The organism is Pseudomonas sp. B22(2017) (assembly GCF_002113105.1).
GTDB lineage: Bacteria > Pseudomonadota > Gammaproteobacteria > Pseudomonadales > Pseudomonadaceae > Aquipseudomonas > Aquipseudomonas asiatica.
The window spans coordinates 304539-324853 of the sequence record NZ_NEJN01000005.1 but is presented as its reverse complement, the minus strand read 5'-3'; the positions used below and the strand labels follow the sequence as shown (position 1 = coordinate 324853).

Genomic DNA, 20315 nt, shown 5'->3' with positions numbered 1-20315 from the left:
CCTTGGCATGGCCTGCACGCCATGCCCGCAAATGCACGCCATCACTGGCGCGCCTGGCCATCCTGGGGGCGCATCGACAGCGCCACACGCTCTGCGGTACCCAGCGGAATCTCGCCGACCACAGTGACCATGACCTTGCCTTTGGGCGTGTTCAGCCGACGCGAGACCGCCGAGGTCGGGCCAAGCTGGGTGCGCATGTCGGTCCCGCCCTCATCCTTTACCGGCTCGAGGAACACCGAGAAGCGCGCCAGGCCATCGTCATACATCAGGCTGCTGACCGTGCTGTCATTCTTGGGGTCGCGGCGTACCGAGCTGTTGACCAGCTCGAAGCCGGGCGGCAGCCAGTCCGAACGCCAGCCGGCGACCGTGTCATTGGCGGCAGCAGCCACATGCTGCACCGGCTTGCATGCAGCACTGGCGCGCAGGTCATCATCGCTGGGTGCGCCAGTATCGAGACGGGTCATCTGGAAGCGCTCCAGCAACTGCCCCTTGTCGTTGATCATCAACGAGCGCAGCGGCAGGCCAGTAGTGCGGTCCAGGTGCAATTCGAAGGCATAGCGGTGCTGGTCGCGCGGGGTGAGCGTCACGATCACGGCATCGCGTCCGGCGACCCGCGACCTGCCCGCCACGCTCAAGTCATACCAGCCCATCAGTTTCAGCGGATCAAGTACACGCTGCGTAGTGTTCGGGGGCGTCGTCACTCCACTGACCAAGGCCCCGCTGACGCACTCCACCTTGCCATCCACGCGCACGATCTCCTGAGCGGCACCATCGAGCTGCAACAGCCGCTCGCTGACCTTGCCGTCGTCGACCCTGTGCCAGATCTCGTGGGAAGAGAAACTGCCGTTCCGTTCGTAGACAAAAGAGCCTTGGTAGCTCTGCTTTTGCTCGGCCTGTGCCAGCTTGCTCAGCCACTCGCTCGCCTCGGGCGAAGAATTGGCCGCCAATGCTGGCACCGTCACGCAGCTGCCAATCAGCAGCGACAGGAGAGGTAGCGCGCGCATGATCCTCCTTACTTAACGGTTTTCCAGGCTGGCGGCGCGGGCATACGGCAATGCGGTTTCAGTGCCCTTGAGCGCAGATTCCTGGGCATGCTGGCGCAGGTAGCCTGGCAGACGCTGGTCCCAGCCGGCCTGGTTCTGCAGCACGCCGTTGGCCATCGGCCCGGTCGGTTGCTCACTGCTCTCACTATAGCCTGCCAAAACGGCAGGGCCTTGTGCTTGTGGCACACTCAGGCCTTGCTGGGCAGGTTGCTGGGCAGCAAGCTCGGCGCCAGTGATCTCGTCCTGGTTGTACATGCGCACACCGGCCAGCACCGCTACGGTGACCGAGGCAGCTACCGCCAGGCGGCCAATGCTGCGCCATGGCCCTTTCTTGACCTTGGCCGGCACGGCTTCGTCAGCCAGCGCTGCAGACACCGCCGAGGCGATATCCAGGTTAGGCAGCAGCAGCTCCTTGTGCATGGCTGCGCGGGCAACCTGGTAACGCGACCAGGTGGCACGGGTTTCAGCATCATCTACGGCGTTCAACACACGACGCAGTTCAAGCTCGTCCGCTTCGTTATCCATCACCGCGGACAGCGATTCCTGCAAAGCTTCACGACTCATGGCGGTTCCTCTCTTGGCTGTCGCCGCTGTCTCAGGTTTCCTGCAGCAAAGGTTGCAGGGCTTTGTCTATTGCCTCCCGAGCGCGGAAGATTCGAGAGCGCACGGTACCCACCGGACATTGCATGACACTGGCAATGTCTTCGTAACTCAGCCCGTCGAACTCGCGCAGGGTCAGCGCCGTGCGCAGGTCTTCAGGCAGTTGCTGGATGGTGCGATGGACAGTGCCTTCGATTTCATCCCGCAACAACGAGCGCTCTGGGGACTCGAGATCCTTGAGACCATGATCGCCGTCGTAAAACTCCGCATCCTCGGAGCTCACATCACTGTCTGGCGGCCGTCTTCCACGGGACACCAGGTAGTTCTTCGCCGTGTTGATGGCGATGCGGTACAGCCACGTATAGAACGCACTGTCTCCGCGGAAGTTGCCAAGCGCACGGTAGGCCTTTATGAAGGCTTCCTGTGCTACATCCTGGGCCTCGTGGGTGTCGTGAACGAACCGCACGATCAACCCGAGAATCTTGTGCTGATACTTCAGCACCAACAGATCGAACGCTCGCCTGTCACCACGCTGAACGCGCTCGACAAGCTGCTGATCCTCTTCCTGGGTTAGCATGAACACTCCTCAGTGAACTCGAAGGAGCGTTGCATCAGCCATCGTTCAGGCTTGCAACCATAGACTCGGGCTTTGCGCAAAAGTTCTCCCCTCCAAGCAAGTTTCCTGCAGCCCTTGGTCGGCTTGCACGAAAGACGCGGCACGGTCACGGCCGGCTACGTCGATAATCAGGTTTCGAGTACGCAGGGACAGCCCGGACAGGCCTGCCGCCCTGCGTCGCCGCGGCAAGTTGTGGCGCGTGGGCAGCCTTCATAGGATTTCCGGCCATGTCGGAAAGTTCCCACAAAGGTTGTCGCGACCAGGCAAGTGGCATGGAAATTGGCCACCCGGGGCTGCTATAAAGGCAACCCGGCCAGCTTTTACGATAGTTTCACAATGCCATCGGCGCGTGACTATTGTGCCGCGCCCCTTCCAAAGAATACTAGTGTCCCGACATGAGCCAACAATTCCAACATGATGTCCTGGTGATCGGCAGCGGTGCCGCCGGTCTCAGCCTGGCACTGAACCTCCCCAGCCACCTTCGAGTCGCCGTACTCAGCAAGGGCGACCTGGCCAACGGCTCGACCTTCTGGGCCCAGGGCGGTGTCGCGGCGGTGCTGGACAATACCGATACCGTGCAGTCGCATGTCGAGGACACCCTCAATGCCGGCGGCGGCCTTTGCCATGAAGACGCCGTGCGCTTTACCGTCGAGCACAGCCGCGAGGCCATCGAGTGGCTGATCGAGCAAGGCGTGCCCTTTACCCGCGACGAGCACTACAGCGTCGACGACGGCGGCTTCGAGTTCCACCTGACCCGCGAAGGCGGCCATAGCCACCGGCGCATCATCCACGCCGCCGACGCCACCGGCGCAGCCATCTTCACCACGCTGCTGGAGCAGGCCCGCAAACGCCCGAATATCCAGTTGCTGGAGCAGCGCGTGGCGGTCGACCTGATCACCGAACGCCGCCTCGGCCTGCCCGGCGAGCGCTGCCTGGGTGCCTACGTGCTCGACCGCAACACCGGCGAGGTGGACACCTTCGGTGCGCGCTTCACCGTGCTGGCCACTGGCGGTGCGGCCAAGGTGTACCTGTATACCAGCAATCCCGACGGTGCCTGCGGCGACGGCATCGCCATGGCTTGGCGGGCTGGCTGCCGGGTGGCGAACCTGGAGTTCAACCAGTTTCACCCGACTTGCCTGTACCACCCACAGGCCAAGAGCTTCCTGATCACCGAAGCCCTGCGTGGCGAAGGTGCCCTGCTGCGCCTGCCCAATGGCGAACGCTTCATGCCACGTTTCGACCCGCGCGAAGAACTGGCGCCGCGCGACATCGTGGCCCGCGCCATCGACCACGAGATGAAGCGCCTGGGCGTGGACTGCGTATACCTGGATATCACCCACAAGCCGGTCGACTTCATCAAGAGCCACTTTCCCACCGTGTACGAGCGCTGCCTGGCCTTCGGCATCGACATCACCCGTCAGCCGATCCCGGTGGTGCCAGCGGCGCACTACACCTGCGGAGGGGTGATGGTCGACGACCGCGGCCACACGGACGTGCCGGGCCTGTATGCCATTGGCGAAACCAGCTTCACCGGCCTGCACGGCGCCAACCGCATGGCCAGCAACTCGCTGCTGGAATGCTTCGTCTATGGCCGTGCCGCCGCCGCCGACATCCAGGCGCACCTGGATGAGGTGACCATGCCCAAGGCCTTGCCCGGCTGGGACGCCAGCCAGGTCACCGACTCGGACGAGGACGTGATCATTGCGCACAACTGGGACGAACTGCGGCGCTTCATGTGGGACTACGTAGGCATCGTGCGAACCAGCAAGCGCCTGCAGCGAGCGCAGCACCGCATTCGCCTGCTGCTGGACGAAATCGACGAGTTCTACAGCAACTACAAGGTCAGCCGCGACCTGATCGAATTGCGCAACCTGGCGCAGGTGGCCGAGTTGATGATCCTGTCGGCCATGCAGCGCAAGGAAAGCCGCGGACTGCATTACACACTGGATTACCCGGGGATGCTGGACGAGGCCAAGGACACCATCCTTAGTCCGATCTAAGTCCGGCCCCTGGCGCGGCAATTTCAGCGCCTGCGAGATCGAGCGCCGCCCGCGCGGCGCTTCGCAGCACAAGGCTGCTCCTACATCTGTTTCGGGCCAGTAACGCCTGTGCCTGCGCACGCGACCGCCTTGTTTGCCCGACACGATATCGAGGCGTACGCCAGGGGCCGCGTGCCGCGCTCACAGGAATAACTGGCCCGAAACAAACGGTAGGAGCAGCCTTGTGCTGCGAAGCGCCGCGCGGGCGGCGCTCGATCTTGCAGGCGCTGAAGCTGCCACGACGAACACCTGTCAGCCCTGACTCGCCCCCACCCCTGCCCACCTGCGCCGGCTGAACTTCAACCGCACCCGCAAACGCCGGTGCTCATCAGCCCCCAGCGCATCACGCGGCACACATTGGCTCTCCCCCAACCAGCGCCCCGCCCGCACAAAGCGCAACACCACCAGCGCCGGCAACGCCACGCTGTCCCGGCACAAGCGCACCGGCTGCCAGCCGCGGGCACGGCTGAACACCTGCCAGCCGCGCACATCACGGCGCAGGCCGACAACGGCATGCTCATGCGTCAGCAGAATACGTCGGGGAATGGCCCAGCCAGCGTGGGCAATACAGGCGGCGACAACTGCAAGGGCCGACCACCCGGGCAGCGGGCTCGCCCATACGGCGAACCACGCCAGTACCTGGCAACCCAGGTAGACCGCCAGCAGCAGGCGCGAGCCTCGCCAGCGGCACTCGAAGCACTCACTTGGGCTGGACACGATCCAGGATGATGCGGACCATGCGCTGCAGCTCCGGGTCTTCGGACTCGGTGCGCTCCATGAACCAGCCGAACATGTCCTGATCCTCGCAGCTCAACAGACGCACGTAGAGTTCGCGGTCGGTTTCGTTGAGCGTGGGGTAGACTTCCTGGGTGAAAGGCACCAGCAGTACGTCCAGTTCCAGCATGCCGCGGCGGCTGTGCCAGAAAAGCCGGTTGAGTTCAGTTTGTTCGACCATGGGGCCCTCCTCGAATGGCCCGCCAGTATACAGCCAGGCGAGCGAAGCGACACCGGGCGTTGGTCTAGTCAACTACCTATTTTGTTACCGGCGTTCTATGATGGCCGCCAGTCTTTAGCCACCGCGATGACCCATGGCCGATTCCGCTTTCTTCTGCCCCCTGTCCCACGAGGGCATCCTCGCCGTCCGCGGCTCCGATGCAGGCAAGTTCCTGCAAGGCCAGCTGACCTGCAACATCAACTACCTCAGCCCGGAACACGCCAGCCTCGGCGCCCGCTGCATGGTCAAGGGGCGCATGCAGTCGAGTTTCCGCATCCTGCCCGAAGGCAACGGCTACCTGCTGGCCATGGCCAGTGAGCTGCTCGACGCCCAGCTGGCCGACCTCAAGAAGTACGCCGTGTTCTCCAAGGCCACGCTGACCGATGAAAGCGCTGCCTGGGCACGCTTCGGCCTGCACGGCGGCGATGCGGCGCTACAGGCGCTGGGGCTCGATGTGCCACCAGCAGCCGGCAGCACCGCACGCCACGACGGCTTGATCGCCATTGCCGTGTCCGCTGGCCGCGTAGAGCTGTGGGCCCCGGCGGACAGCGCCGCAAGCGTTCGCCAGGCGCTGGCCGCGGCGTTGCCCGAAGGTAGCCTCAACGACTGGCTGCTGGGGCAGATTCGCGCCGGTATCGGTCAGGTCATGGGGCCGACCCGCGAGCTGTTCATCCCGCAGATGATCAACCTGCAGGCCGTCGACGGCGTCAGCTTCAAGAAGGGCTGCTACACCGGTCAGGAAATCGTTGCCCGCATGCAGTACCTGGGCAAGCTCAAGCGCCGCCAGTACCGCCTGGCACTGGACCAGCAGGCCATTCCGGCCCCGGGCGTCGAGATCTTCTCGCCCACCCATGGTTCGTCGGTCGGTGAAGTGGTCATTGCTGCCAGCAACGGCACAGGCTGCGAACTGCTCGCGGTGCTCAGCGCCGAAGCGGTGGAAGACGACAACCTGCACCTGGGCAGCCTCGATGGCCCACGCCTGCAGGTGTTGACCCTGCCCTACGAACTGGACCGCGACCGGGAAATCCAGCGCTGACCAGCCTGCCCCGCCTACATGGCGGGGCCGCACCACCACTGCGGTAGACACGCCCATGAACAAGCTGGCCGAGATGGTTCAAGCACAGTTGCTCGATGCCATCGAAAAGGATGACCTGGTCCTGCCGACCCTGCCCGAGGTTGCCTTGAGCATCCGCGAGGCGGCGGAAGACAGCGAGATCAGCGTAGCGGCCCTGAGCAAGGTGATCGGTCGCGATGCGGCCCTTTCAGCGCGCCTGATCAAAGTCGTCAACAGCCCGCTGCTGCGCGCGGCGGTCGAGGTCACCGACCTGCACACCGCCATCACGCGGCTGGGCATCAACTACAGCTGCAACCTGGCCATTGGCCTGGTGATCGAGCAGATTTTCCACGCACGGGCGCCGGCTGTGGAGCAGAAGTTACGCGATATCTGGGCCAACAGCCTGGATGTGGCGGGCATCAGCTACGAAATCTGCCGGCGCTTTACACAACTCAAACCCGACCAGGCCACCCTCGGCGGGCTGGTCAACCAGATTGGCGCGCTGCCGGTACTGATCTACGCCGAAGAGCACAACGAACTGCTGTCGGACCCAGTGTGCCTGCATTATGTGATCGAGCAGATCCAGCCAGTGCTGGGCGACAAGATCCTCAAGGCCTGGGAGTTTCCGGAGCAACTGGTCAACCTGCCGAGCCAGGTGCAGGACCTGGACCGGCAGACTGACAAGATCGACTACATCGACATCGTGCAGATCGCCCGCTGCATCAGCCAGCGAGGCCGCCACCGGCCGCTGGCGGCACTGCCGGCATACCGCCACCTGGGCCTGCCGTACGGCACCGAGCTTGAAGTGGGTGAACTGATCGAGGCGCGGAGCATGTTGCGCTGACCGGTGTCAGCCTGTTCGGCCCTATCGCCGGCAAGCCAGCTCCCACAGGGATAGCACATGACTTGAGGTCAATGCAGTCGAGGTGGGAGCTGGCTTGCCGGCGATAGGGCCGGTACAGGCAACACATCAATCCGCGATAAAACTCACCCGCACCCGCAACCCGCCCTTCGCACCGTCATGCAGGCTCACCTGTGCCAGGTGCGCCCGGCAGATCTCGCCGACAATCGCCAAGCCAAGCCCACTGCCCTGCGCACTGCGCCGGTAGAAGCGCTCGAACACCCGCTCACGCTCGGCCTCGGGAATCCCCGGTCCGTCATCCTCCACCTCCAGTACCGCCGGCGCCAGCACTCGCAAGATCACGTTGCCGCCAGTCGGCGTATGCGCCAAGGCATTGTCCACCAGGTTGCTCAACAGCTCGTTGAGCAGCGTCGGCTCCCCCTTCAGCCACACCGGCGCCTCGGCCTCCAGGGCCAGCGCCACCCCACGCTTGTGCGCCAGCGGTGCCATGGCCATGCCCAGCTCACGAGCCAACTGGCTCAGGTCCAGGCGCTGCGCGCCGCCTTCTGCAATCGCCCGCGCACCGTTCTCGACCCGCGCCAGCGACAGCAGCTGGTTGGCCAGATGGGTCAGCCGGTCGGTGCCTTGGGCCGCGGACTCAAGCGTCTGTCGCCACTCCTGCGGCTCGGCCGAACGCAGGCCCAGCTCGACCCGCGCCTTCAGCGCGGCCAGTGGCGTGCGCAACTCGTGGGCAGCGTCCGCGATGAACTGCGCCTGGCGCTCGAACTGGCCTCGCAAACGCTCAGTGAAATGGTTCAAAGCCCGCACCAGTGGGCCCAGCTCACGCTGCACCTGCACCACCGGCAAGGCCCTCAGGTCGTCCGGCTGGCGCTCTTCCACCGCCGTGCGCAGGCGCTCCAGCGGTCGCAACGCGGCACTCACGGCAAACCACACCATCACCAGCGCGCCCAGCGCCAGCATCCCCAGGCGCAGCAGGGTATCGGCCATCAGACCACGGGCCATGCGCACCCGCGCTTCCTCGGTCTCGGCCACACGGATTTCCGCCATGCCGTTCATGTTCGGCTCGCTCACCGGCTTCAGCAGGCTGACCACGCGCACGTCCTGGCCCAGGTAGGTGGCGTTATAGAACCGCGCCAGCGCCGGGTAGTCGTCGGTACGCGGCGTGCCCGGCGGCGGCGCTGGCAGGTTCTCGTAGCCGGAAATCAGCCGCTGCTGGATGTCCAGCACCTGGTAGTAGATTCGCCCGGCACTGTCGTAGGCGAAGGTGTCCAGGGCCACGTAGGGCACATCCGCGCTCAGCGAACCGTCACGCTGGGACAGGCCTGCGGCAATGGTCCTTGCCGAGGCCAGCAGGGTCCGATCGTAGGCGGTGTCGGCGGCCTCACGGCCGTTCCAGTAGGCGCTCAGGCCGCTGGCCAGCATCAACACCACCAGCAGCAAGGCCAGGTTGCCGAGCAAGCGCCCACGCAGGCTGCCGTTGTCACGCATCGCGGTGCTCGAGCAGGTAGCCCAGGCCACGGAAGGTGACAATCGCCACCGGGTGGCCGTCGAGCTTCTTGCGCAGGCGGTGGATGTAGATTTCGATGGCATCAGGGCTGGCTTCTTCGTCCAGGCCGAACACCTGGGCGGCCAGTTGCTCCTTGCTCATCACCCGGCCCGGTCGGGCGATCAGCGCTTCCAGTACGCTCTGTTCGCGCGAGGTCAGGGTCAGGTTTTCGCCACCCAGGGCGAAGCGCCGGGTGTCCAGGTCGTACACCAGCGGCCCGCAGCGTTGCTGGCGCTCGCCACCGAGCACGCTGCGCCGCAACAGGGCCTTGACCCGTGCTTCCAGCTCGGTCAGCTCGAACGGCTTGGCCAGGTAGTCGTCGGCGCCCAGGTTCAGCCCATGAACCCGGTCCTTGACGTCGCTGCGTGCGGTCAGCATCAGCACCGGCAGGGTCTTGCCACGGCTGCGCAGGCGCGCCAGCACCTCGAAGCCGTCCATGCGCGGCAAGCCGACATCCAGCACGGCCACGGCGTACTCCTCGCTGGCCAGGGCCAGGTCGGCGGCCACGCCGTCATGCAGCACATCCACGGTCAGGCCATGGCTTTTCAAGGCCTGGGCCACGCTTTCAGCCAGTTGCAGGTGGTCTTCGACCAGCAGCACACGCATCGGATTCTCCCTGCTCGGGTGGGACGGTGGCGCGGAGTGTACCGCTGTCGGCAGGCCTGTGAAGCCCTGTCGACAAACCTTTCACGCTGAAAGGTTAGCGAAAGGTTGGTTACCTAGCATCGCACCACGGTCGCCCTACGCGCCGAAAAAAAGCACCAGCAAGGTGCAACGAATAAGAACAATAAACGGAGCCATCAGTGATGCTGTCATCGCAGCCGCAGGCGTTCGCGCCTACCCGTTCCTTTGCCGCACGCCCCTCCGCCATCGTCAGCGCCCTTGCGCTTGCCGGTGTCGCGCCGATGAGCCAGGCCGCCTTCTTCGAAGACAGCACGGCCACCTTCGAAACCCGCAACATGTACTTCAACCGCGATTTCCGCGACGGCACCAGTGCGCAGCAATCCAAGCGCGACGAGTGGGCCCAGGGCTTCATGCTCAACTTCGAGTCTGGCTACACCGATGGCACAGTGGGTTTCGGCCTGGATGCGCTGGGCATGCTCGGCATCAAGCTCGACTCCAGCCCCGACCGCACCGACACCGGCCTGCTGCCGACGCACGATGACGGCAAGGCCGCCGACGAGTACTCCAAGCTCGGCCTGACCGGCAAGGTGAAGGTGTCGCAGACCGAACTGAAGATCGGCACGCTGATCCCCGAACTGCCGACCCTGCAGCCCAACGATGGGCGCATCCTGCCGCAAACCTTCGAAGGCGGCCTGCTCACCTCGAAGGAGGTCAAGGGCCTGACCTTCACCGGAGGCCGACTGGACAAGGCCAAGGACCGCAACGACACCAACTGGGAAGACCTGGCCCTGAACAACAAGAACGGCCGCTTCGGTGGCTCGTTCAGCGCCGACAACCTGGACCTGGCCGGCCTCGACTACCAGTTCACCGATCGCATCACCGGCAGCTACCACTTTGCCCAGCTCGACGATATCTACCGCCAGCACTTCATCGGCATGGTCGCCACCCAGCCATGGGGCCCCGGCACCTTGGGCGCCGACCTGCGCCTGGCCGTGAGTGATGACGCCGGCGCCGCCAAGGCCGGCAACATCGACAACACCACCGTCAATGGCATGCTCAGCTACGCCCTGGGCGGGCACAAGGTCAGCGCCGCCTGGCAGCAATTGTCAGGCGACAGCGCCTTCCCGTACGTCGATGGTGCCGACCCGTACCTGGTCAACTTCGTCCAGATCAACGACTTCGCAGGGGCCGACGAGCGCTCCTGGCAGGCGCGCTACGACTACAACTTCGCCGCGCTCGGCGTGCCCGGCCTGACCTTCATGACCCGCTACATCAGCGGCGACAACGTCAGCCGCGCCGCCGGTGGCGAGGGCAAGGAGTGGGAACGCGATACCGAAATGAAGTACGTGGTACAAAGCGGCCCGTTGAAGAACGTCGCCGTGCGCCTGCGCAACGCCACCTTCCGCTCCAACTTCGCCCGCGACGCGGACGAGGTGCGGCTGCTGGTGAGCTACAGCGTGGCGCTGTGGTAACCCCATAGCGATAACTTGATAATAACAACGCTCACGGAGAAAGACGATGACCTACTCACTGCGCCGCCTCGTCCTCGCTACCGGCTGCCTGCTGCTGGCCGGCAACGCCCTCGCTGCCGAACCGAAACGCCCCGAATGCATTGCCCCCGCCTCGCCCGGCGGCGGCTTCGACCTGACCTGCAAACTGGTGCAGAGCGCCCTGGTGCAGGAAAAAATCCTCACCAAGCCGATGCGCGTCACCTACATGCCCGGCGGTGTCGGTGCGGTGGCCTACAACGCCGTGGTCGCCCAGCGCCCGGCCGATGCCGGCACCCTGGTGGCCTGGTCCAGCGGTTCGCTGCTGAACCTGGCCCAGGGCAAGTTCGGCCGCTTCGACGAGAACGCGGTGAAATGGCTGGCCGCCGTCGGCACCAGCTACGGCGCCATCGCAGTGAAAAGCGACTCGCCCTACAAGACCCTCGACGACCTGGTCGCAGCGTTGAAGAAAGACCCGAGCAAGGTGGTGATCGGCTCCGGCGGTACCGTCGGCAGCCAGGACTGGATGCAGACCGCCCTGATTGCCAAGGCCGCCGGCATCAACCCGCGTGACCTGCGCTACGTCGCCCTGGAAGGTGGCGGCGAGATCGCCACGGCGTTGCTGGGCGGGCATATCCAGGTAGGCTCGACCGACATCTCCGACTCCATGCCGCACATTCAGAGCGGCAACATGCGCATCCTCGCGGTGTTCTCGGAAAAGCGCCTGGACGAGCCCGAGATGAAAGACATCCCCACCGCCAAGGAACAGGGTTACGACATCGTCTGGCCAGTGGTACGCGGCTTCTACCTGGGGCCAAAGGTGAGCGACGAGGAATACGCCTGGTGGAAGCAGTCATTCGACAAAATGCTGGCTTCGGAAGACTTCGCCAAGTTGCGTGACCAGCGCGAACTGTTCCCGTTCGCCATGACCGGTGCAGAGCTGGACGGCTATGTGAAGAAGCAAGTGGCTGACTACAAGGCACTGGCCAGGGAGTTTGGCCTGATCCAGTAACACTGGCCGGAGTTACCACAATCCCTGTGGGAGCGGCCTTGTGTCGCGATGGGCCGCACAGCGGCCCCTGTCTCAGCCGATGCGATGCTTCAGACAGATCGCAGTGGCAGGTTTTGCGGCCGCTTCGCGCCCGATCGCGACGCAAGGCCGCTCCCACAGGATTTGCATCTCGCTTGAGCGATCCCAACGAGGATTCCTTCATGATCCTGCAACGCATCTTCGCCCTGGCCCTGCTGGCGGTGTGCGCCGCCCTGGCCGTTATGGCCTGGCCTTACCAGGCGGCGTTTTCCTATGAACCGGTGGGCCCGCGCGCCTACCCGCTGTTGACGCTCGGCCTGCTCGGCCTGGGCCTGCTGTACCTGGTGTTCCGCCCCACCCCCATCGTGCGCAAGGACGACGAACCGGAACTGGACCGCGAGACCCTGATCAAGATCGCCGCCTGCGTCGGCCTGCTGATCGTGTTCGCCAGCACCTTCGAAGCCCTGGGCTTCATCCTCAGCGCCATCCTGGTCGGCGTGCCCATGGCCCGCCTGTACGGCGGCCGCTGGCTGCACAGCGCCATCGTGGTGGCGGGCATGAGCCTGTTTCTCTACTGGCTGTTCGACCGCGTGATGGACGTGCCCCTGCCCCTTGGCCTGCTGAGCGTACTGGAGAACTGACACATGGATACCTTGAGCTACCTGGGCCAGGGCTTCGGCGTCGCCCTGTCCCCCTACAACCTGGTCACCGCCCTCACCGGCACGCTGATCGGTACCGTGGTCGGCCTGCTGCCGGGCCTGGGCCCGATCAACGGCGTGGCCTTGCTGATCCCCATCGCCTTCGCCCTCGGCCTGCCGCCGGAATCGGCGCTGATCCTGCTGGCAGCGGTGTACCTGGGCTGCGAGTACGGCGGACGCATCAGTTCGATCCTGCTGAACATCCCCGGCGAAGCCTCGACCGTGATGACCACTCTCGATGGCTACCCGATGGCCCGCAATGGTCTGGCTGGCGTAGCGCTGTCGCTGTCGGCCTGGAGTTCGTTCATCGGTGCGCTGATCGCCACCTGCGGCATGGTGCTGTTCGCACCGCTGCTGGCGAAATGGGCAATCGCCTTCGGCCCGGCGGAGTACTTCGTGCTGATGGTGTTCGCCATCGTCGCCCTCGGCGGCATGGCCGGCGACAAGCCGCTGAAAACCTTCATTGCCGCTTTGATCGGCCTGTTCCTGTCGGCAGTCGGCATCGATGCCAACAGTGGCGTGTACCGTTTCACCGGCGACAGCGTGCACCTGGCCGACGGCATCCAGTTCGTGGTACTGGTGCTGGGCCTGTTCTCCATCAGCGAAATCCTCCTGCTGCTGGAAAAGACCCACCATGGCCACCAGGCAGTCAAAGCCACCGGCCGCATGCTGTTCAACTTCAAGGAAGCGGCCTCGGTGTTCGTGGTCAACATCCGCTGCGGCCTGCTTGGCTTCATCATGGGTGTGCTGCCTGGTGCCGGTGCAACACTGGCCAGCGCCGTGGCCTACATGACCGAAAAGCGCCTGGCGGGCGACAAGGGCAAGTTCGGCAAGGGCGACGCCCGCGGCCTGGCCGCACCGGAAACCGCCATCGGCGCCTCCTGCTGTGGCGCCCTGGTACCGATGCTGACCCTGGGCGTACCTGGCTCGGGCACCACCGCGGTGATGATCGGCGCGCTGACCTTGTACAACATCACCCCAGGCCCGCTGTTGTTCGAACAGCAGCCAGACATCGTCTGGGGCCTGATCGCCTCGCTGTTCGTCGCCAACATCATGCTGGTGATCCTCAACATCCCGATGATCCGCATCTTCACCCGCATCCTCGCCGTGCCAAACTGGGCGCTGGTACCGGTGATCGCCATCATCACCGCGATCGGCGTTTACGCCGTGCATGCCACTACCTTCGACCTGTTCCTGATGGTCGGTATCGGCATCATGGGCTATATCCTGCGCAAGCTGGACTTCCCGCTGTCGCCGATCCTGCTCGGTTTCATCCTCGGTGGGTTGATGGAGCAGAACCTGCGCCGGGCGCTGTCGATCTCCAACGGCGAACTGGGCATCCTCTGGTCGAGCCCGATCAGCATGTCGGTATGGGTACTGACCATTTGCATGCTGACCCTGCCGCTGCTGCGCATCTGGCGCAAACGCAGCCTGCAGCGCCGGGCGATGGCCGATGCCTGATCGCTCGTTGCCGTTGTTTGTCGCGACCGGGCTGGTCGGCCTTGCTGGCGGTTTTGCCGCCAGCAAGGTCGGCTGGCCTTTGCCGTGGATGGTCGGCTCGTTGCTGGCGATCATCCTGGTGCGCTGCCTGACACCCTGGCAGCTGCCGGAAATCCCCAATGGCCGCAAATGCGGGCAATGCATCATCGGCATCGGCATTGGCCTGCACTTCACCCCGGCGGTGATCGAGCAGGTGGCCAGCCATTTCGCACTGATCTTCTTCGGCGCGCTGTTCACCACCTTGTCCAGCGTGATCAGCGTATGGCTGCTGCGGCGCACCGGTGAAGACCGTGCCACGGCGTTCTTCGCCAGCATGCCTGGCGGTTCGGGGGAGATGGTCAACCTTGGCGCCCGCAATGGCGCAGTGCTCAGCCAGGTGGCGGCGGCGCAAAGCCTGCGCGTACTGGCGGTGGTACTGTGCGTGCCGGCGCTGTTCAAGTTCCTGCTGGGTGACGGGGTACCGCTGAATCACACCGGCAGTGTGAGCTGGGGCTGGCTGGCGCTGATTGCACCTCTGGGCGTTGCCGTCGCCCTGCTGTGGCAGCGCTTGCGCCAGCCCAACCCGTGGTTGTTCGGGCCATTGTTGGTCGCAGCCACCGTGAGCCTGGCGGGCGACCTGCAGATAACCCTGCCCAATGGCGCCAGCCAGATCGGCCAGTGGTTGATCGGCAGCGGCCTGGCCTGCCACTTCAACCGCGCGTTCTTCCGCCGCGCACCGTCGTTCCTTTGCCGCACCCTGGTGGCCACGGCGTTGTGCATGGCGATTGCCGGCAGTGCCGCATGGGTGCTGAGCATGATGACCGCGCTGGATCTGCGTTCGCTGACATTGGGGATGATGCCGGGCGGAATTGCCGAGATGAGCCTGACGGCGGAGACCCTGCAGCTGTCGGTACCGCTGGTGACGGCGCTGCAGGTGATGCGCTTGTTGTTTGTGCTGTTTCTGGCAGAGCCGTTGTTCCGGGTGTGGAACGCCAACCCGGAATAATCGCGTCGCCCGCGAAGCAGGCGACGCGTTTTTTCAGGTGATCACAGCGGTGGCAATGCCCAGTTGATCGGCGCCAGCCCACGCTGCTCGAGGAAACTGTTGGCCCGGCTGAAATGCCCGCACCCCAGGAACCCACGGTAAGCCGACAACGGTGATGGATGCACCGATTTCAGCACCAGGTGCTTGGTCCCGTCGATCAGCTTCTGCTTGCTTTGCGCATGCGAGCCCCACAGCAGGAACACCACGTTCGGGCACTGCTCGCTAACCACCTGGATGATCCGGTCGGTAAAGAACTCCCAGCCCTTCTTGGCATGCGACGCGGCATTGGCACGCTCCACGGTCATGGTCGTGTTGAGCAAAAGCACGCCCTGCTCGGCCCAGCTCTGCAGGTAGCCATGACTGGCAATCGGGATGTTCAGGTCGCGCTGCAGCTCCTTGTAGATGTTGACCAGCGAAGGTGGCGTGGCCACGCCCGGTTGCACCGAGAAGCACAGGCCATGCGCCTGACCCGGCCCGTGGTAAGGGTCCTGGCCAAGGATGACCACCTTCACCTGGTCCAGCGGCGTCGAGTTGAGCGCGTTGAAGATCAACGGCCCTGGCGGGTAGATCTCTTTGCCGGCGGCGTACTCGCTGCGCAGGAACTCGCGCAACTGATGCATGTAGGGCTGGTCGAATTCCGCGCGCAAGGCGGCCTTCCAGCTGGGTTCGAGTTTGATGCGATCGTCGTCAGTCATGGGGCCTTCCATAAACAATGGCGCGACACTAGGTAAGCCCTTCCCGCTTGTCAAACGATCCGACCGACGACCGGCATGTTCGGCCAGGCAAGCCATACTTGGGCGATGACTTGCGCGAGGTAGTCCATGGCCATTCATTGCGAGGTACTCACCGGCGCCGATGGCGCCCGCATCGGCATCGCCACCCTGGATGCGCCCAAGGCGCTCAATGCGCTGAGCCTGCCGATGATCGAGGTATTGGGCGAACAGTTGCACGCCTGGGCTCGCGACCCGGGAATCGTCTGCGTGCTGCTGCGCGGCAACGGTGCCAAGGCCTTCTGTGCCGGCGGTGATGTGCGTGCGCTGGTACAAGCCTGCCGCGACCACCCTGGTAGCGTGCCCCCGCTGGCCGCCACCTTCTTCGCCGCCGAATACCGCCTGGACTTTGCCCTGCACACCTATCCCAAGCCGTTGCTGTGCTGGGGGCACGGGCATGTGCTGGGTGGTGGCATGGGCCTGCTGCAGGGCGCCAATGTGCGTATTGTCACCCCCAGCAGTCGGCTGGCAATGCCGGAAATCAGCATCGGCCTGTACCCGGACGTGGGCGCCAGCTGGTTCCTTGCCCGCCTGCCGGGCAAGCTGGGGTTGTTCCTCGGCCTGACAGGCGCGCCGATCAACGCCCACGACGCCCTGGACCTGGGCCTGGCCGACCGCTTTCTGGGTGAGCACCAGCAAGAGGCGCTGATCGAGGAACTGCTGCAACTGAACTGGCAGGAACAAACTGCCCTGCAACTGAACAGCCTGCTCAAGGCCGAACAGCACCGCGCCTGCGCCGAGTTGCCCCAGGCCCAGTGGCTGCCGCGGCGACAGGTAATCGATCAGTTGCTCGACGTGGCCGACGCAGCAGCCGCCTGGCGTGCGCTGGAGGGGCTCAAGCACCACGACGACCCGCTGCTGGCAGATGCCGGCCAACGGTTGCATGAAGGTTGCCCGCTGACCGCACACCTGGTGTGGGAACAGATCCGCCGGGCACGGCAGCTGTCGTTGGCGCAGGTGTTTCAGATGGAATACAGCATGAGCCTGAACTGCTGCCGCCACCCGGAATTCAGCGAAGGCGTGCGTGCGCGCTTGCTGGACAAGGACAACCAGCCGCACTGGCACTGGCCCGATGTGGCGCAAGTGCCGGCAGCGGTGGTCGAGGCGCATTTTGCCAAGGTGTGGGAGGGGCGGCATCCGCTGGCGGATCTCGGGTAGCTTCGAGAAGTTGGGGCTGCATTGCAGCCCATCGCGACACAAGGCCGCTCCCACAGGTACAGCGATGGTTTCCAATGCTGCGCCGTACCTGTGGGAGCGGCCTTGCGTCGCGAAAGGGGCGCACCGCGCCCCCGATTTTCAATTCACCTACCGCTGCCAGTTCCCTCCTTGCCCGTGCCCACGCCGCCCGTCCCCGCGCCGGTCACCATCACCCCGCCCGCTAGAGTGCCAACGGTCATTCTGCTGGTAGCGCTGGCTGCCACCGCGATAATCATGACGGTCCCGGTCGCGCCCATAGTCATACCGCTGGCGGTTGCCATAGTCGTTTCGTGGGTTGCCATACCATTGCTTCATCCCCGGCTGCGGATGAGACCGGTAGTGAGGCGCGGGCGCCGAGCGGTAGTAGTAGCGTGGCGCAGGCTGATAGTAATAACGGGGCTGCGGCGCTACGTAATAGCGGTCATAGCGGTAATAATCCGGTGACACATAACGGTCGGAGTAGTAGTGGTCCGATCGGTAATAGCCCCCGCTCTCGTAGTACGGAACGCAGGCGGAAGTCATCAGCCCCAGCAGGGCGATCAACAGGATTCGATAGGACATGGCGGCCTCCTGGACCGCTGGAGTGCCCGAACAGCGGCGCTGGCGAGCATCGATGCGAAATGCGATCATCGACACTGAATAAGACAGTGCCGCCAAGGTGCAGTGCCATTTCTGCAACAATTTGATACAGGTGAGCGGCAGCCATGCCCGACAACCAGCACTGCCCCGCTTGTGGCGCCCTCAACCAGTGCAGCTTGGCCGATCCGCGCCGGACCACCCAGGCCTGCTGGTGTTACAGCGTGACCATCGACCATGCCGTGCTCGAAGCCCTGCCCGCCGAGCTGCGCGACAAAGCCTGCCTGTGCCCGCGCTGCGCCGCCGTCGAAGAACAACTTCGCTCCCCCGCTTCCGACTGACCGTTTGCCATGCGCCTCGACCGTTTCCTCGCCAACCTGCCCAGCCACAACCGTCAGCAAGTCCGTCTGATGCTGGCGCAACGCCGTGTGCGGGTGGATGGCCAAGTGGTCAGCGACCCACTGGCCGAAGTGCGCGAATTCAGCCGCGTGGAGCTGGACGACCAGCTGCTGCAGGCTGGCCGCCCGGCACGCTACCTGATGTTGCACAAGCCCGCAGGCTGCGTCAGCGCCACCCAGGACCCGCAACACCGCACCGTGCTCGACCTGCTGCCAGCCGGTTTGCGTGAGGACCTGCACATTGCCGGGCGCCTGGACTTCAACACCACGGGCTTGATGATCCTGACCAACGATGGCCAATGGTCACGCCGGCTTACCCAGCCCGCGACCAAGCTGCCCAAGCACTACCTGGTGCAAACCGAGGACGAGATTGGCGAGCACTATGTGGCCAAGTTCCTCGAGGGCTTCTACTTCGCTTTCGAAGACCTCACCACCCTGCCCGCCCAGCTGGACATCCTCGGGCCGCGCCAGGCACGGCTGTCGATCGTCGAAGGGCGCTATCACCAGGTGAAGCGCATGTTCGGCCATTTCGACAACAAGGTGGTGGGGTTGCATCGGGAAAGCATGGGGGCGATCCGGCTGGACCCGGGGTTGGCGCCAGGGGCGTTTCGTGAGCTGACGGCGGATGAAATAGCGACGGTCTAGGTTGGCTGTTCCGGCCTCTTCGCGGGCTCGCCCGCTCCCACAGGGGCCGCGTAGCACGCAAAGCCTGACTCGAACCGTGGAAAGGGCCGGACCAGACAGATCAGGGTCGTCATACGACCGCTCAGCGACAAAAGTCACATTTTCCCCCGAACTGCACTTGCGGGATTCCCGACCCACTGCTTGAATCCAAATCGTCAGTCTGCATGTGACTACCAAGTCACGATCGCAGTCGAAGACACTTTTTGCCGGCCACCCAAGGCCTCGATGCCTTGGGGCACGGCGAATTGCCCGCCAAAAACAATACCGTCGACGCACGTGCCAAGGATCGACACAGGGCCCCCCGGTTTCTCTTCAGGCAAATGCCTACCTGTCATAAAGAACGTGCACCCTAGGTGACGCGAATACCCTTTTTGCGCCAGGAGTCGATGACATGAGGCCAGAAATCGCTGTACTTGATATCCAAGGTCAGTATCGGGTTTACACGGAGTTCTATCGCGCGGATGCGGCCGAGAATACGATCATCCTGATCAATGGCTCGCTTGCCACCACGGCCTCGTTCGCCCAGACGGTACGTAACCTGCACCCGCAGTTCAACGTTGTACTGTTCGACCAGCCATACGCTGGCAAATCCAAGCCGCACAATCGCCAGGAACGCTTTATCAGCAAGGAGACCGAAGCGCATATTCTCCTCGAGCTGATCGAGCACTTCCAGGCAGACCACGTGATGTCGTTCTCGTGGGGTGGCGCAAGTACGCTGCTGGCGCTGGCGCACCAGCCGCGGGGCGTGAAGAAGGCAGTGGTGAGTTCGTTCTCACCGGTGATCAACGAACCGATGCGCGACTACCTGGACCGTGGTTGCCAGTACCTGGCCGCCTGCGACCGTTATCAGGTCGGCAACCTGATCAACGACACCATCGGCAAGCACCTGCCGTCACTGTTCAAGCGCTTCAACTACCGCCATGTCAGCAGCCTGGACAGCCACGAGTATGCGCAGATGCACTTCCACATCAACGAGGTGCTGCAACATGACCTGGGGCGGGCGCTGGATGGTGCACGCAATATCGACATCCCGGTACTTTTCATCAATGGTGACCGCGACGAGTACACCACGGTCGAGGATGCGCGGCAGTTCAGCAAGCACGTGGGCCGAAGCCACTTCAGCGTGATCCGCGATGCAGGCCACTTCCTGGATATGGAACACAAGGCCGCTTGCGAGGACACTCGCAGTGTCATGCTGGGGTTCCTGAAGCCAACCGTGCGTGAACCTCGTCAACGTTACCAGCCTGTAAAACAGGAGCAGCATGCATTGGCCATCTGAGCAACTCGGCGTCCTGTGGCTCAAACCCGCAAACCATGGGGCGCCGACAAGCTTTTTAATAACTTGGGCTTCTAATTCGTTGAGGGTTCTGGTAAAAAGTGCTGCGCAAACGCGGGTATAGTTTAGTGGTAAAACGAAAGCTTCCCAAGCTTTAGTTGAGGGTTCGATTCCCTCTACCCGCTCCACATCGCATTCCCGCATGGCGTTCCAGCAACGTCATCGCTGTCAAAAGGAGCCCAGGCTCCTTTTTTCGTTTCTCCCCCCTCCCTTTGACCTGCCCCATGGCCATTTGCC

At 64.0% G+C, this 20315-nt stretch carries 21 protein-coding genes and 1 tRNA gene; 13 read left to right on the top strand and 9 right to left on the bottom strand.

Annotated elements, in window-relative coordinates; translation table 11 throughout:
- Positions 1–41: 41 nt before the first annotated feature.
- Genes CAG18_RS14000 through rpoE form a run of 3 tightly spaced genes read right to left on the bottom strand, consistent with a single transcriptional unit; the run spans position 42 to position 2220 of the window.
- Complete coding sequence (locus CAG18_RS14000) at positions 42–1004, bottom strand: MucB/RseB C-terminal domain-containing protein (RefSeq protein ID WP_085721057.1); 963 nt, start codon at positions 1002–1004, stop codon at positions 42–44.
- Positions 1005–1016: 12 nt separating this feature from the next.
- Complete coding sequence (locus CAG18_RS13995; RefSeq protein ID WP_015271600.1) at positions 1017–1607, bottom strand: sigma-E factor negative regulatory protein; 591 nt, start codon at positions 1605–1607, stop codon at positions 1017–1019.
- A gap of 31 nt (positions 1608–1638) precedes the next feature.
- Positions 1639–2220: an RNA polymerase sigma factor RpoE gene (rpoE, locus tag CAG18_RS13990; RefSeq protein WP_003252049.1), complete on the bottom strand. Its 582-nt coding sequence runs from the start codon at positions 2218–2220 to the stop codon at positions 1639–1641.
- Between the two features lie 434 nt (positions 2221–2654).
- Here rpoE and nadB point away from each other — a divergent pair, with 434 nt between their 5' ends.
- Positions 2655–4259 (top strand): L-aspartate oxidase, encoded by a 1605-nt coding sequence (gene nadB, locus CAG18_RS13985; protein WP_013974000.1) that lies wholly within the window; start codon positions 2655–2657, stop codon positions 4257–4259.
- Between the two features lie 291 nt (positions 4260–4550).
- Here nadB and CAG18_RS13980 read toward each other — a convergent pair whose 3' ends face one another.
- On the bottom strand, positions 4551–5015 hold the full coding sequence (locus CAG18_RS13980; RefSeq protein WP_061303760.1) for a protein YgfX: 465 nt from the start codon (positions 5013–5015) through the stop codon (positions 4551–4553).
- Entirely contained in the window at positions 4999–5253 is a 255-nt protein-coding gene (locus tag CAG18_RS13975; protein WP_003252043.1) for a succinate dehydrogenase assembly factor 2, read from the bottom strand. Before CAG18_RS13975 ends, CAG18_RS13980 begins: the two co-directional genes overlap by 17 nt.
- Positions 5254–5386: 133 nt before the next feature.
- Here CAG18_RS13975 and CAG18_RS13970 point away from each other — a divergent pair, with 133 nt between their 5' ends.
- Both CAG18_RS13970 and CAG18_RS13965 read left to right on the top strand, forming a co-directional pair.
- Complete coding sequence (locus CAG18_RS13970) at positions 5387–6328, top strand: folate-binding protein YgfZ (RefSeq protein WP_085721056.1); 942 nt, start codon at positions 5387–5389, stop codon at positions 6326–6328.
- A 55-nt stretch (positions 6329–6383) separates the two neighbouring features.
- On the top strand, positions 6384–7190 hold the full coding sequence (locus tag CAG18_RS13965; RefSeq protein WP_015271603.1) for an HDOD domain-containing protein: 807 nt from the start codon (positions 6384–6386) through the stop codon (positions 7188–7190).
- Between the two features lie 126 nt (positions 7191–7316).
- On the opposite strand, the gene CAG18_RS13960 is transcribed toward CAG18_RS13965, so the two are convergent.
- Together CAG18_RS13960 and CAG18_RS13955 are read right to left on the bottom strand one after the other, a co-directional pair.
- The gene (locus tag CAG18_RS13960; RefSeq protein WP_061303756.1) at positions 7317–8696 is read right to left on the bottom strand and encodes a sensor histidine kinase; all 1380 of its coding nucleotides are present in this window, start codon (positions 8694–8696) and stop codon (positions 7317–7319) included.
- Complete coding sequence (locus CAG18_RS13955; RefSeq protein WP_085721055.1) at positions 8689–9360, bottom strand: response regulator; 672 nt, start codon at positions 9358–9360, stop codon at positions 8689–8691. Before CAG18_RS13955 ends, CAG18_RS13960 begins: the two co-directional genes overlap by 8 nt.
- A gap of 200 nt (positions 9361–9560) precedes the next feature.
- Here CAG18_RS13955 and CAG18_RS13950 point away from each other — a divergent pair, with 200 nt between their 5' ends.
- The 5 genes from CAG18_RS13950 to CAG18_RS13930 all read left to right on the top strand — a co-directional run bounded on the left by CAG18_RS13950 (position 9561) and on the right by CAG18_RS13930 (position 15078).
- On the top strand, positions 9561–10850 hold the full coding sequence (locus tag CAG18_RS13950) for an OprD family porin (protein ID WP_023663468.1): 1290 nt from the start codon (positions 9561–9563) through the stop codon (positions 10848–10850).
- 46 nt (positions 10851–10896) lie between these two features.
- Complete coding sequence (locus CAG18_RS13945; RefSeq protein ID WP_085721054.1) at positions 10897–11877, top strand: tripartite tricarboxylate transporter substrate binding protein; 981 nt, start codon at positions 10897–10899, stop codon at positions 11875–11877.
- Positions 11878–12077: 200 nt separating this feature from the next.
- The gene (locus tag CAG18_RS13940; RefSeq protein ID WP_015271606.1) at positions 12078–12536 is read left to right on the top strand and encodes a tripartite tricarboxylate transporter TctB family protein; all 459 of its coding nucleotides are present in this window, start codon (positions 12078–12080) and stop codon (positions 12534–12536) included.
- A gap of 3 nt (positions 12537–12539) precedes the next feature.
- Complete coding sequence (locus CAG18_RS13935) at positions 12540–14054, top strand: tripartite tricarboxylate transporter permease (protein WP_013974009.1); 1515 nt, start codon at positions 12540–12542, stop codon at positions 14052–14054.
- Positions 14047–15078 (top strand): AbrB family transcriptional regulator, encoded by a 1032-nt coding sequence (locus CAG18_RS13930; protein WP_085721053.1) that lies wholly within the window; start codon positions 14047–14049, stop codon positions 15076–15078. The genes CAG18_RS13935 and CAG18_RS13930 overlap by 8 nt, the downstream gene beginning before the upstream one ends.
- Positions 15079–15119: 41 nt before the next feature.
- Here the strand turns inward: CAG18_RS13930 and ung are convergent, their stop codons facing one another.
- A complete protein-coding gene (ung, locus tag CAG18_RS13925; RefSeq protein WP_044047153.1) occupies positions 15120–15812 on the bottom strand; it encodes a uracil-DNA glycosylase in 693 nt (230 codons plus the stop codon).
- 126 nt (positions 15813–15938) lie between these two features.
- Between ung and CAG18_RS13920 the strand changes: the two genes are divergently transcribed.
- Positions 15939–17045 (top strand): enoyl-CoA hydratase/isomerase family protein, encoded by a 1107-nt coding sequence (locus CAG18_RS13920; protein WP_085721052.1) that lies wholly within the window; start codon positions 15939–15941, stop codon positions 17043–17045.
- A 147-nt stretch (positions 17046–17192) separates the two neighbouring features.
- Here CAG18_RS13920 and CAG18_RS13915 read toward each other — a convergent pair whose 3' ends face one another.
- Positions 17193–17645: a hypothetical protein gene (locus tag CAG18_RS13915; RefSeq protein WP_085721051.1), complete on the bottom strand. Its 453-nt coding sequence runs from the start codon at positions 17643–17645 to the stop codon at positions 17193–17195.
- A gap of 143 nt (positions 17646–17788) precedes the next feature.
- Between CAG18_RS13915 and CAG18_RS13910 the strand changes: the two genes are divergently transcribed.
- From CAG18_RS13910 to CAG18_RS13895, 4 genes are all read left to right on the top strand, one after another.
- Positions 17789–18001, top strand: coding sequence for a cysteine-rich CWC family protein (locus CAG18_RS13910; protein ID WP_085721050.1), 213 nt, complete (start codon positions 17789–17791; stop codon positions 17999–18001).
- A 9-nt stretch (positions 18002–18010) separates the two neighbouring features.
- Entirely contained in the window at positions 18011–18703 is a 693-nt protein-coding gene (locus CAG18_RS13905) for a pseudouridine synthase (protein WP_015271612.1), read from the top strand.
- 430 nt (positions 18704–19133) lie between these two features.
- Positions 19134–20021 (top strand): alpha/beta fold hydrolase, encoded by an 888-nt coding sequence (locus tag CAG18_RS13900; protein WP_013974016.1) that lies wholly within the window; start codon positions 19134–19136, stop codon positions 20019–20021.
- 111 nt (positions 20022–20132) lie between these two features.
- Positions 20133–20206, top strand: a tRNA-Gly gene (locus tag CAG18_RS13895).
- Positions 20207–20315: the final 109 nt, after the last annotated feature.

Bases quoted from the DNA above. Each gene is read 5' to 3' on its own strand.
- CAG18_RS13910 (WP_085721050.1), top strand. From the start codon at position 17,789: ATGCCCGACAACCAGCACTGCCCCGCTTGTGGCGCCCTCAACCAGTGC.
- CAG18_RS13945 (WP_085721054.1), top strand. From the start codon at position 10,897: ATGACCTACTCACTGCGCCGCCTCGTCCTCGCTACCGGCTGCCTGCTG.
- rpoE (WP_003252049.1), bottom strand. From the start codon at position 2,220: ATGCTAACCCAGGAAGAGGATCAGCAGCTTGTCGAGCGCGTTCAGCGT.
- CAG18_RS13935 (WP_013974009.1), top strand. From the start codon at position 12,540: ATGGATACCTTGAGCTACCTGGGCCAGGGCTTCGGCGTCGCCCTGTCC.
- CAG18_RS13965 (WP_015271603.1), top strand. From the start codon at position 6,384: ATGAACAAGCTGGCCGAGATGGTTCAAGCACAGTTGCTCGATGCCATC.
- CAG18_RS13930 (WP_085721053.1), top strand. From the start codon at position 14,047: ATGCCTGATCGCTCGTTGCCGTTGTTTGTCGCGACCGGGCTGGTCGGC.
- CAG18_RS13940 (WP_015271606.1), top strand. From the start codon at position 12,078: ATGATCCTGCAACGCATCTTCGCCCTGGCCCTGCTGGCGGTGTGCGCC.
- CAG18_RS13920 (WP_085721052.1), top strand. From the start codon at position 15,939: ATGGCCATTCATTGCGAGGTACTCACCGGCGCCGATGGCGCCCGCATC.
- CAG18_RS13955 (WP_085721055.1), bottom strand. From the start codon at position 9,360: ATGCGTGTGCTGCTGGTCGAAGACCACCTGCAACTGGCTGAAAGCGTG.
- nadB (WP_013974000.1), top strand. From the start codon at position 2,655: ATGAGCCAACAATTCCAACATGATGTCCTGGTGATCGGCAGCGGTGCC.
- CAG18_RS13995 (WP_015271600.1), bottom strand. From the start codon at position 1,607: ATGAGTCGTGAAGCTTTGCAGGAATCGCTGTCCGCGGTGATGGATAAC.
- CAG18_RS13950 (WP_023663468.1), top strand. From the start codon at position 9,561: ATGCTGTCATCGCAGCCGCAGGCGTTCGCGCCTACCCGTTCCTTTGCC.
- CAG18_RS13975 (WP_003252043.1), bottom strand. From the start codon at position 5,253: ATGGTCGAACAAACTGAACTCAACCGGCTTTTCTGGCACAGCCGCCGC.
- CAG18_RS13915 (WP_085721051.1), bottom strand. From the start codon at position 17,645: ATGTCCTATCGAATCCTGTTGATCGCCCTGCTGGGGCTGATGACTTCC.
- CAG18_RS13900 (WP_013974016.1), top strand. From the start codon at position 19,134: ATGAGGCCAGAAATCGCTGTACTTGATATCCAAGGTCAGTATCGGGTT.
- CAG18_RS13905 (WP_015271612.1), top strand. From the start codon at position 18,011: ATGCGCCTCGACCGTTTCCTCGCCAACCTGCCCAGCCACAACCGTCAG.
- CAG18_RS13960 (WP_061303756.1), bottom strand. From the start codon at position 8,696: ATGCGTGACAACGGCAGCCTGCGTGGGCGCTTGCTCGGCAACCTGGCC.
- ung (WP_044047153.1), bottom strand. From the start codon at position 15,812: ATGACTGACGACGATCGCATCAAACTCGAACCCAGCTGGAAGGCCGCC.
- CAG18_RS14000 (WP_085721057.1), bottom strand. From the start codon at position 1,004: ATGCGCGCGCTACCTCTCCTGTCGCTGCTGATTGGCAGCTGCGTGACG.
- CAG18_RS13970 (WP_085721056.1), top strand. From the start codon at position 5,387: ATGGCCGATTCCGCTTTCTTCTGCCCCCTGTCCCACGAGGGCATCCTC.